This is a genomic window from Synechococcus sp. CCY 9618, assembly GCF_019038415.1.
GTDB lineage: Bacteria > Cyanobacteriota > Cyanobacteriia > PCC-6307 > Cyanobiaceae > Cyanobium.
In genome coordinates this window covers 1-534 of record NZ_JAFKRG010000102.1, presented here as the reverse complement: position 1 = coordinate 534, position 534 = coordinate 1, and the positions used below count along the sequence as shown (strand labels likewise).

Annotated in this window: 1 protein-coding gene; it reads right to left on the bottom strand. The window is 64.6% G+C overall.

Going from position 1 to position 534, the window contains the following annotated elements; translation table 11 throughout:
• On the bottom strand, positions 1-437 hold a 437-nt coding region (locus KUG41_RS16245; protein WP_254217352.1), incomplete at its 3' end, for a helix-turn-helix domain-containing protein.
• Positions 438-534: the final 97 nt, after the last annotated feature.

Below are 534 nucleotides of genomic sequence, written 5' to 3'. Positions count from 1 at the left end.
ACGCTGGTGGGCAGATAGGTGATGTCCCAGCTCCAGAGCCGATTCGGCCCTCTGGCCTCCAGCCGTGGCACCGGACGAGGCTCCTGGGGCGGACGAGCCCGACCACGGCGATGAGCCTGGCCGTGGGCATGGAGCACGCGGTAGTAGCTGCGCTCCGAACCGATATAGACCCCCCGATCTGCGAGCGCCGGCACAATCTGTCCAGGCGGCAGATCGGCGAATTCCGGCTGGTTACAGGTGAGCAGGATCCGTTGCCGCTCTTCGTCAGTGAGGCGATGAGAAATCAGGCGGTGACTGCCATTACGGCGATCCAGTCCGTCCCCATCACCCGCAAACTGACGCCGCCAACGCTGCAGGGTGCTCAGACTCAATCCCAGCAGCTTGGCCAGCTCGCTGGCACGTGCGCCCGCCGCCAGACCCTCATTGAGGATCTTCAAGGCTTGGCGGCGATCATCGGGAGATGTCAATCGCCCCCGTCCTCTCCCCAGTAGGCCTGGATCTTTTTTGAGGCCATCAGCAGTGCCGCCGCCTCCG